General features: G+C 30.8%; 10 protein-coding genes. 9 read left to right on the top strand and 1 reads right to left on the bottom strand.

Annotation, left to right across the window (positions count from 1 at the left end; translation table 11 throughout):
• The 9 genes from ACYEKI_RS08680 to ACYEKI_RS08640 form a co-directional block, all read left to right on the top strand.
• Positions 1 to 2,535, top strand: a 2,535-nt coding sequence (locus ACYEKI_RS08680; protein WP_459210788.1) for a T9SS type A sorting domain-containing protein, incomplete at its 5' end; no start/stop codon positions are given.
• A gap of 108 nt (positions 2,536 to 2,643) precedes the next feature.
• A complete protein-coding gene (locus ACYEKI_RS08675; RefSeq protein ID WP_459210787.1) occupies positions 2,644 to 3,513 on the top strand; it encodes a hypothetical protein in 870 nt (289 codons plus the stop codon).
• A 78-nt stretch (positions 3,514 to 3,591) separates the two neighbouring features.
• Positions 3,592 to 4,695 carry an L-dopachrome tautomerase-related protein gene (locus ACYEKI_RS08670; protein WP_459210786.1) on the top strand — a complete coding sequence of 368 codons (1,104 nt, stop codon included), beginning with the start codon at positions 3,592 to 3,594 and terminating at the stop codon, positions 4,693 to 4,695.
• A 13-nt stretch (positions 4,696 to 4,708) separates the two neighbouring features.
• Positions 4,709 to 5,287 (top strand): hypothetical protein, encoded by a 579-nt coding sequence (locus tag ACYEKI_RS08665; protein ID WP_459210785.1) that lies wholly within the window; start codon positions 4,709 to 4,711, stop codon positions 5,285 to 5,287.
• The gene (locus ACYEKI_RS08660; RefSeq protein WP_459210784.1) at positions 5,277 to 5,966 is read left to right on the top strand and encodes a DUF2490 domain-containing protein; all 690 of its coding nucleotides are present in this window, start codon (positions 5,277 to 5,279) and stop codon (positions 5,964 to 5,966) included. The genes ACYEKI_RS08665 and ACYEKI_RS08660 overlap by 11 nt, the downstream gene beginning before the upstream one ends.
• Before the next feature lie 98 nt (positions 5,967 to 6,064).
• On the top strand, positions 6,065 to 7,069 hold the full coding sequence (locus tag ACYEKI_RS08655; RefSeq protein ID WP_459210783.1) for a hypothetical protein: 1,005 nt from the start codon (positions 6,065 to 6,067) through the stop codon (positions 7,067 to 7,069).
• Positions 7,070 to 7,072: 3 nt separating this feature from the next.
• Positions 7,073 to 8,821: a carbamoyltransferase family protein gene (locus tag ACYEKI_RS08650; protein ID WP_459210782.1), complete on the top strand. Its 1,749-nt coding sequence runs from the start codon at positions 7,073 to 7,075 to the stop codon at positions 8,819 to 8,821.
• On the top strand, positions 8,808 to 9,215 hold the full coding sequence (locus tag ACYEKI_RS08645) for an SxtJ family membrane protein (protein ID WP_459210781.1): 408 nt from the start codon (positions 8,808 to 8,810) through the stop codon (positions 9,213 to 9,215). The genes ACYEKI_RS08650 and ACYEKI_RS08645 overlap by 14 nt, the downstream gene beginning before the upstream one ends.
• Positions 9,216 to 9,232: 17 nt before the next feature.
• Positions 9,233 to 9,391: a DUF5989 family protein gene (locus ACYEKI_RS08640; RefSeq protein WP_459210780.1), complete on the top strand. Its 159-nt coding sequence runs from the start codon at positions 9,233 to 9,235 to the stop codon at positions 9,389 to 9,391.
• Here the strand turns inward: ACYEKI_RS08640 and ACYEKI_RS08635 are convergent.
• Positions 9,388 to 10,053 carry a methyltransferase gene (locus ACYEKI_RS08635; protein ID WP_459210779.1) on the bottom strand — a complete coding sequence of 222 codons (666 nt, stop codon included), beginning with the start codon at positions 10,051 to 10,053 and terminating at the stop codon, positions 9,388 to 9,390. The genes ACYEKI_RS08640 and ACYEKI_RS08635 overlap by 4 nt on opposite strands.
• Positions 10,054 to 10,055 lie beyond the last annotated feature (2 nt).

Below are 10,055 nucleotides of genomic sequence, written 5' to 3'. Positions count from 1 at the left end.
GTATATTATAATGGAGCTTCTGTAGGATCAGGAAACTTTACTACAGGATTAGTAACTAATTCTGAACCAATTCAAATTGCTGGAGTTAGTAGTGGAGACGCATATGTAGGATTATTAGACGAAGTACGTATATGGACAGAGATGCGATCACCTTTAGAGATTGTAACAAATATGGATCGTCAGCTTATAGGAAACGAAGTAAATTTAATGGCGTATTTTGTATTTGATGAAAACGCCCTAGATGGAATAGATGGCGCACCAAATGAGGCTATTAGAGATTTTACAGGACATGCTATAGGAACTACAGCTACAGGGTTAACTTTTGTTACAGGTGAAGGAGTAGCAGCACCATTAGATATTACTAGAGCAGTTCAAGATTTACAGTTTAATATAGAAGTATCAAATAGTGATACCACTGTAAATATTATACCTGTGTTTACGCCTCGACAAATAGAGGGAGCTAGTTTAACTGCAATGATAACTAATAGAGTAGAAGATCCAGCAGGAAATAGAGTGACAGGAGCTTCATGGGATTTTGTAGTCAATCGTAATACCTTGGCTTGGAGTCAAAACAATATACGAATTCGACAAGAACAAGGAACCTCTTCTAGGGTAACTACGATAGATTTAGATAACTCAGCAGGAGGAATAGCAATTACATATCGTTTTGCAAACTTACCAGCGTGGTTAAGTGTAGAGCAAAGAAATGGTACAGGTACAACCGCAATACCAGCAGGAGATACACAACGTATAGAAGCGTTACAAGTAGAGCGAGATCTAGAATTTGTAGTAGCACCATTCCTTAATCCGGGAATACATACCACTAATGTATATCTAGAAACATTTAATGCTACAACAGGATTACCTTTAGGAACAGAAGTATTCCAGTTAGAAGTAGATGTATTCTGTACAGCACCAGCATATAGCTCAGGATTTAATTCTGGATTATTTAGAGGAAATATGAGTTTTACAGGAGAATTGTTTATAGAAGGAAGAGGTATTCAATCTATGGATGAAGGAGATATAGTAGCAGCGTATCTTAATGGAGAATTTAGAGGATCAGCTAATGTAGATCGTAATGGGCTAGTAAACTTGGCAGTCTTTGGTAATACTGGTGAATCAGGTAATTTAAGTTTTAGAGTCTGGGATGCATCAGAGTGTACAGAGTATGAAGGAATCATGGAGAGCTATCCATACAGTTTTAGAGGGCGATTTGGATCAAGAGCAGTTCCAGTAAGCTTTACCGTAGGAGAACGTTTGAGTAGAAGGATTCCAATAGTACCAGGATTCCAGGAGTTGAGTTTTAATGTAAGAGATAATGCATCATCAAATGACTTATCAATTACTTCGATTACTGGATTAGTTAGTGGAGATGAGATTTCAGATGCAGTTGATGGTTCAATTATAGCAACAGTAGCTTCAGATGGAACGTATACTTTTACAGATCCAAACACAACCAGTTTAGATGTAAGAAAAGCATATGTAATTGAATCTACTCAAGCAGCCAATAGTATGATACAAATTCAAGGTATTCCAGTTCCTATCGATACAGATATTACCATAATAGGAAGTGGTGCTAATCTTGAGACAAATCCTATTTTTAATAGTTTAGGGTATTTACCAAATGAATTATTAAGAGTACCAGTAGCACTAAGATCACTAACTTCGACAACTATAAGAGAAGGAGACCGAATAGAGCGAAGAGGATTGAGTGCAGAATATACAGCAGAAGATGGTTGGGTAGGAAGTTTAACACACTTAACACCAGGATTAGGATACTTCTATATAGCAACAAATGATGGTATATTAAATTATAGAGGAGTAGCTTCAAATAGTGCTAGTGCTGCAAGCCAGGCGAATAGTAATGGAGAAGTTGAAGTCTCATACTTAGATAAGGCACGTATATTAGGATGGAAAATCAACCCTAATGCTTATGCATATTTTATGTATATGACGGCGGTAGTAGATGCAGATCAATTAGATGCTTCTAGAGAATATACTATAGCAGCATTTATAGGAGATGAAGTAAGAGGTGTAGCCAAACCACAATTAATTGATGGGCAATATCACTATTTTATGGGAATAGGAGGTAATGAAAATGCAGAGGTTATTTTTAAATTATTTGATGGAGAGCAAGTAATCACCTTAGATAATGAAGAAGCTTTTGATCATACTGTATTATTAGGAGCGATGAAAACACCTTATGTGTTAAATTATACGCCTAATAGTGAAACTGAAGAAGTAGTGTTAAACGGTGTATTAGGATTAAGTTTAGGACAAAATATTCCTAATCCTATGACCGATGCTACACAAATCAGTTATAGTATTCCAGAAGATGGACATGTAGACATTAGCTTATACAATGTATTAGGACAAAAAGTATATACTTTTGTATCAGATACAGTAAAAGGAAATGTATTACATACAGTTGATTGGAATGGTATTACAGAAGAACATGTATTATCAAGTGGTATCTATGTATATAAACTAAATTATGAGGGTCAAGAACTACAACGTAAGCTGGTAATTGAATAAATAAAGTAGTTATACTATTATATATAAGGCTTCCTGAATTTCAGGAAGCCTTTTGTTTTTACTAGAATAAAAGCTATTAAATTTGTTATAGTATAAATAAACATTGATATGAGAATAAAAATAATTGGTCTACTTTTTTTAGGGATGTGCTCTCAAATGTTTTTTGGACAAAGTAAGCTTAGTACACAGCTTTGGAATAAAGTAAAAGAATGTCATGCTAAGCTTGAAGATATGGATGGTGATGGCAAAGTGGATTATGACACTTTGATAGATGATACAAAAAACGGATATTTAAAAATAGCAGGAAGCTGGCCTACATGTGGCTGTAGTTGTGAAAATACAGTAGCAGCATTTAAAAAGGCAGATTTATCTTATGTGTTTTTAAAAGAAGAATATTTGAATTGTTCATGGAAGTATAAGGTAACGGCATCAAAACCAATAAAAACAGTATTCCCAAAAGAAATAATACAAGCTTTTTTTGCAAAGCGAATAGCTATAAATGATACGAGATATTTTTACCTAGATATTGTGCTTCCACAAAAGGGGACGGATATAAAAATAAATATACTTCCGACTCCGATAGGGCTAAAAACAGAAATGAATAATCCTTTTGAATTTAAAGAGGAAGGACACAAGAAATCTTTCTACGATATATATACTTTGGCACAAAGAGTAAAAGAAGAAACATTAATAGCATTGATAGAAGAGAAATTTCAAGAAATAGCACCTGAAGAATATAAGATAGTGGAGGGTTTCATAAAAATGAATGATGATTTGAGCATAGAAATGGTATCAAAAAACCTTAAAAAGATAAAAGCAATATATAATACATATACTAAGATAATTTATCAAGAGATTGTTTTAAAATGGAATAGAGTTAATGGGCAGTTTGAATTTAAAAATAAAATAAAAAAGACTAAAAGGTTAACGTTTAAACAATTTTTGATGGCGACTCCATATTGGAGTCTAATGTGCTAGATATCTAAATATTCTTATTGAAAAGGAAAATAGAAAGCCGTATTTTTGAACTATAGAAAAAGAATAATTTGCAACCCGATGAGAACAATTGCAGGAATTTTAGCACTTACAGCAGTAATAGCTTGTAAAAAGAACCCAGAACCTATAAAAGAAACTCCTAAAGAACCTTTAAAAGAAACTCCTAAAGAACCTTTAAAAACAGAACAAACAACAGAAAAAGAAGTAATAGAAGTAGCTTCGTTTAAGGGGCAACAAGTAACGGGAGTAACTGTAAGTAATAAAGGAAAGGTATTTGCTAATTTTCCTAGATGGAGAAAAGGAGTGAAACATTCGGTTGTGACTATTACAGAAAATAAAGAATATAAAGCATATCCTAATGATTCATGGAATTCGTGGGAAATAGGTGAAGAAATTAATGATAGTGTTTTTGTAGCAGTACAATCTGTAGTAGCGTTTAATGATAAGCTTTTTGTATTAGATACTAGAAATCCATTATTTAAAGGAGTGCAAGACGCTCCTAGATTAGTGGTTTTTAATCTTCTTACAGATAAGCTAGATACTATTATTAAATTACAATCAGATAGCTACCATAAAGATTCATATATCAATGATTTGAGAGTAGATGGTAAGAATAATAAAATATATCTCACAGATTCTGGACATGCGGGGTTAGTTGTGATTGATATGGTAAGTGGTAAATCTAAGAGAGTACTAGATAATCATAAATCAACACTGGCAGAAGTAGATCATCTTACTATAAACGGTAAAAAATGGAATAACACAGTACATTCTGATGGAATAGCGCTTGATGGGAGAAATCAAAAGTTATATTATCATGCACTTACAGGATATAATCTATATGCGGTGCCGTTAAGCGTATTAAACGAAGGAGATAAGGCAACTATTGAAGCAGCAGTAACACTTGTTCAAAAAACGGCAGCACCAGATGGGATGATTTTTGACGATCAAGGTAATTTGTATTATGCAGATCTTGAACAACATAAAATCATGAAGCGAGATGTAAAAGGAACTCTTACGACAATTTTAGAAGGCGAAAAAGTAAAATGGGCGGATACATTTAGTATTTATGATGGGGCACTATACTATACCAATTCTAGAATTCATGAAGCAAAAGAAGATGTCTCAACACTTGTGTTTACGATAAATAAAATTGAACTTTAGTAATCTCTATATAATGAATCTAAAAGCAATTGTTTTATGTAATCTCTTTATGCTTATTGCAATTACAGCAATAGGACAAAAAAAGTATGAAAAAGAATCTCGGTTAAAACAAGAAAAAGTTCCGTCTAAGGCACTACAGTTTATAAATTCATTAGATAAAGAGATCAAGCAAAAATGGTTTTTTGAAGAAAACCTTAAAGGAAACTCTATAGAAGCTAAATTTAAATTAAACAAAAAGAAATATAGTGTAGAGTTTGATACAATAGGAAACCTTCAAGATATTGAGATTGTATATGATTATAAAGAATTAACCGAAGCTGAACAAAAAAATATCACTAAGAGTTTAAAAAAATCATTTGAATCATATAAAATCAAAAAAATACAGAAACAATATACAGGTGACATTACAACATTAGCAACTTTTGAGAGTGCAAAATCTCCAAATGAAATCTGTAATTATGCCTATGAAATTGTGTTAAAAGCAAGAAAGAATAAAGAATGGAAATTATTTGAGATAGCTATGAATGTTAAAGGGGAAATCATAGAAATCTCAGAAATAATATTTAGAAATACAGACAATCTTGAATATTAGAATATTAGTTATAAGCGCAATAATATGGAGTATTGGAATTACAGGATTTGCGCAAGCTACTTATGAAGCAGGAATACTGCCTACTGTTAATTTGAGTAAAAAAATAGGCAAAGGATATGGATTGAATTTTCAGTTAGGATCTAGGGATGCATTTATAGCAGGAGCTTTTTCAGGAAAACCAACAATAGCATATGAACATATTCTTACAGATTTTGCCTTGATAGGATCAAAAAAAGTAGGGGTGAATAATAAAGTAGCTTTTGGATATCAGTTTAGAATAAGAGACGAGAAAATAGTTCATAGACTCATACAACAATTTACAATAATAAATGCTCATTTAAACGGAATAAGATTAGCACATCGATTTGCAGCAGATGAAACCTTTACGGCAGATAAAGATATGGTATTGCGTTTACGTTATCGTTTAACGACCGAGTTTGCCTTAAATGGAGAAAGTGTAGACCCTAAAGAATGGTATGTAAAAGTAAATAATGAGTATTTAAATGCCTTTGAAGGTGATGAGTATGATTTAGAACTTCGGTTAGTCCCGCTATTAGGATATGTTTTTTCTGATAATAATAAGATAGAAACAGGTATAGATTATCGATTGAGTTCTTTTATAGAAGGAAAAGCTAAAAATAAATTTTGGTTAAGTATAGGATGGTATATCAAGATTTGATATCCAAAATAAACGAATTGTTGAATTCTTTTAATTAAATTTAGAGAAGTATAAATTAAAATACTCTTAAAATAGGTACTTAAAGAATTCTCGTAAATATGAATCAAATATTAAAATGGATACTAGTATTTACGAAAAAGACAATCCAACTTATAATTATACTTTTAATTGTCGTACTACTATTTGAATGGAGTTACCGTTATTATATCATAGATTTTTATAAAGATTCTTGGCAGGCATTAAATGCTTCTCAAAATATAGAAAGTCAAAATATAGATGTTTTGGTTTTAGGAGATTCTTTTTCTGCAGCAAGAGATAGTTATGTTTCTTTTTTACAAAAGCATAATCCAGATAAAACTATTTTAAATGCTTCGGTAGCAGGTATTGGTATTCGGCAACATCGTCTTTTTGCACAGAATAGGATACAAAAAACAAATCCTAAGACAATAATATATCAAGTGTATGTTGGGAATGATTTGTTAGATGTTTCACATTTAACCAATTGGGAAACACTTTCCTTTTTAAGAAATATATATTGGACAATATCAGATCAACTATTGTCTATAGCATATCTAAATAGAAAACTTTCTTTTTTAAAACAAAATAACAAAGATGAAGTTATACCAATTCATATAGAAGATGAGTTTGATAAAAATAAGTATACGAGTAGGCAAAAAATACTTATTAAAGCTGATTCAGCACATTTAGAAAAGACAGTAACGCTTACCGATGATTTTCTAGAAAAATATCATCGATGGAAATATGAAATGGAACAATTAATAAAAGAGATTCCACCCACAAGTGCTGTCCATATTGTTTTTATTCCGCATTGTATACAATTAAATTCATACTATCAAGAGCATATGGAGCAATTAGGTGTTTCAATAAGAAATACAGATCAGATAGCGCAAGAACAATATACGTTTTATAAAAAGGCAAAAGAAGATTTTAAAGCGTATAAGAACGTAACTCTTTTAAACCCATTACCGTTTTTAAAACAAAAAGATACCATAACAAGAAGATTGTATTATGCAAATGATCCACATTTTAATATAGAAGGACATAAAGTACTTTTTGAATTTCTAAATAATAAACTTTTCTAAACTATGTATGTACTAGGAATCTCAGCTTTTTATCATGATGCTGCAGCCTGTCTTTTAAAAAATGGTAGGATAGTCGCAGCAGCACAAGAAGAGCGATTTACTAGAATAAAACATGATCCTTCGTTTCCTATTCAGTCAATAACCTTTTGTATAGCAGAAGAAAAGATAGCTATAGCAGATATTGATTTAATTGTTTTTTATGAAAAACCGTTTTTAAAATTTGAGCGAATAATAACAACATTTCAACATCAAACACCCTATACCTTTAATACGTTTAGAAAAACCATTTCTTCATGGATTAAGCAAAAACTGTGGATTCCTAATTACATAAAAAAAGAATTGGATTATAACGGTAAAATTATTTTTTCAGAACATCATGAATCACATGCTGCGGGAACATTTTTTACATCACCATTTAAAAAAAGTGCTATTTTAACGATAGATGGTGTTGGTGAACATGCTTGTACAACGATAGGAATAGGAGAAGGAAATACATTAAAAATTATAAAAGAACAACATTATCCACATTCTATAGGATTGTTATATTCTGCGTTTACGTTGTATTGTGGATTTAAAGTGAACTCTGGAGAATATAAGCTTATGGGATTAGCTCCTTATGGAACTCCATTATATAAAGACACAATATTAAAACATATAGTTTCTTATACAGAAGAAGGAGCAATACAACTCAATCTGGAACATTTTGCTTTCGAAAAAGGGCAGTATATGATTAATACTAGTTTCTGTAATGTTTTAGGAAAAAAAGCAAGAGTTCCCGAAAGTAAAATGGAACAATTTTATTGTGATGTAGCTAGTTCGATACAATCGATAATCGAAGATATCATTATTAAACTAGCTGTATATACAAAAAAAATAACAGGCTTAGATCAATTATGTTTATCAGGAGGAGTTGCACTTAATTGCAAGGCAAATGGAGAATTATTAAAACAAAATATCTTTAAAGAGATATGGGTTCAACCGGCATCTGGAGATGCTGGAGGAGCAGTAGGAGCAGCATATGTAGGTTGGTATCAATATTTGAAAAAAGAAAGAATATATTTAAAAGACAGTTTAAAAGATCAAATATATTTAGGCGTAAGCTATACAGATAAAGAAATAAAAGAAGTATTTTCAAAGTATGATATTGATTACATCAAAGCAGATGAAGAAACATTAACAACTACTGTAACAAGAGCACTTAAAGAAAAGAAAATTATAGGCTGGTTTCAAGGTAAGATGGAGTTTGGACCTAGAGCATTAGGACATAGAAGTATTTTAGCCAGTCCGCTATATGAAGATATGAAAAAGCATGTGAATCTCAGTATTAAAAAAAGAGAAGGTTTTAGGCCATTTGCACCAATAGTTCTAGAAGAAAAAGTTGGAGATTGGTTTATTGGTGATAAGATATCTAAATATATGTTGTTTACGTTTGAAAGTGAACAAAAAATGACCATTCCGTCATGTATTCATGAAGATCGTACAGCAAGAGTACAAACTTTAAATAAAGAAGATAATAGTAGATTACATAATGTTATTACCAAATTTGAAGAACAAACGGCTTGTCCAGTTTTAATCAACACCTCATTTAATGTAAGAGGAGAACCTATTGTTGCTTCACCTGCGGATGCTTTAAGATGTTTTTATCAAACAGGTATGGATATATTGGTGATTGAGGATTTTATTATACAAAAAGAAAAAGGAAGTATACCACATGAAAATTTAATTCAAAATAGCAATTATGAATTGGATTAAAAAAGTATTTAATAAAATATTACAAAATAGTAGTAATACTACAAAACAAAAACAATTCGGGTATTTGATTTCAGGAATCTTATGTTGTGTTTTAGGATGGAGTATTTATAAAAACGGATTTATTTGGGATATTAAACAAATAGTATTGAGTAGCCTTATACTATTGAATTTAGGAGTAGCTTTAATTTTACCTAAAGTATTTTTCCCGATATTGTATGTATGGTTTATTATAGGAGAAGTATTAGGACAAATAAGCTCTTTCGTAATTTTAGGAATACTGTATTATTTGATTTTTTCGCCTATTACTATTTTAATGAGAATCTTCAATAAAAAGACTATTTATGAAGCAGGATGGATAGATAAAAAGGAAGATATAGATTATGAAAGCCCTTAATTATTTAAAAAATAAACATGAATAAATCGGAAATATTTATCGCTTTTATAAAGTTTTTAATGAAACGTAAAAAGTATTGGTTAATACCAATAGTTATTGTTTTGGTATTGCTAGGAGTTATAGTTGTATTTACAGAAAACTCGGTGATATCACCATTTGTATATTCTTTGTTTTAAGAAATTTCAATAGAAAAAATAAAGTTTTTTTCTTTGACTACTGTTTTTTCAAAAATACAACGCATAGTCAATCCATTTTCTGATGCTATTTTTTTTATATGAGAAATATTACAATCCTCAGACAAAATCATAAGAACAATATTTTTATGAATGTAATTAGGTAATTGATTGAATAATTTATAGAAGTACTCAAAGTTTTCACCGCAAAACCAGGCGTGTTCTTTTTCATTTTTTGGTTTACGAGGATAATATGGAGGGTTTATAATAATATAATCAAAATGCTCTTGAGTAATCTCATCAAACAAGTCAGAATATACTATAGATAAGGGCAAATTGTTTTTTTGACTAGTTTTTTTTAGTGCTTCTAAAGCAAAATTATTAATATCTGAAGCCGTAACCATTGCACCTTTAGAGGCGGCGAGAAGCGAAATAATTCCAGAACCACAACCTAACTCTAAAAAAGAAATATTTTTTAAGGTAAGAGCATCTATATAATCTAAAAGTATTTTTGTACTGATTGTAAATTTTGGAGAGAATACTTTAGGATGTACTAATACCTCAATATCATGATAGCGATAGGGTCTAGGTTTTAAATAATAAAGATTATAACCTAATTTTAAAAAAGGATGAATAAGTTTTTTTACTAAAGAACGTACGATCATAT

The sequence above is a fragment of the Aquimarina rhabdastrellae genome, assembly GCA_947387485.1.
In the GTDB taxonomy this organism is placed as follows: domain Bacteria; phylum Bacteroidota; class Bacteroidia; order Flavobacteriales; family Flavobacteriaceae; genus Aquimarina.
The sequence above is the reverse complement of the archived record's forward strand: the minus strand, read 5'-3'. Positions and strand labels throughout refer to the sequence as shown.

Coding starts and splice junctions, on each gene's coding strand:
- ACYEKI_RS08675 (WP_459210787.1), top strand. CDS start 2,644: ATGAGAATAAAAATAATTGGTCTACTTTTTTTAGGGATGTGCTCTCAA.
- ACYEKI_RS08670 (WP_459210786.1), top strand. CDS start 3,592: ATGAGAACAATTGCAGGAATTTTAGCACTTACAGCAGTAATAGCTTGT.
- ACYEKI_RS08665 (WP_459210785.1), top strand. CDS start 4,709: ATGAATCTAAAAGCAATTGTTTTATGTAATCTCTTTATGCTTATTGCA.
- ACYEKI_RS08655 (WP_459210783.1), top strand. CDS start 6,065: ATGAATCAAATATTAAAATGGATACTAGTATTTACGAAAAAGACAATC.
- ACYEKI_RS08650 (WP_459210782.1), top strand. CDS start 7,073: ATGTATGTACTAGGAATCTCAGCTTTTTATCATGATGCTGCAGCCTGT.
- ACYEKI_RS08645 (WP_459210781.1), top strand. CDS start 8,808: ATGAATTGGATTAAAAAAGTATTTAATAAAATATTACAAAATAGTAGT.
- ACYEKI_RS08640 (WP_459210780.1), top strand. CDS start 9,233: ATGAATAAATCGGAAATATTTATCGCTTTTATAAAGTTTTTAATGAAA.
- ACYEKI_RS08635 (WP_459210779.1), bottom strand. CDS start 10,053: ATGATCGTACGTTCTTTAGTAAAAAAACTTATTCATCCTTTTTTAAAA.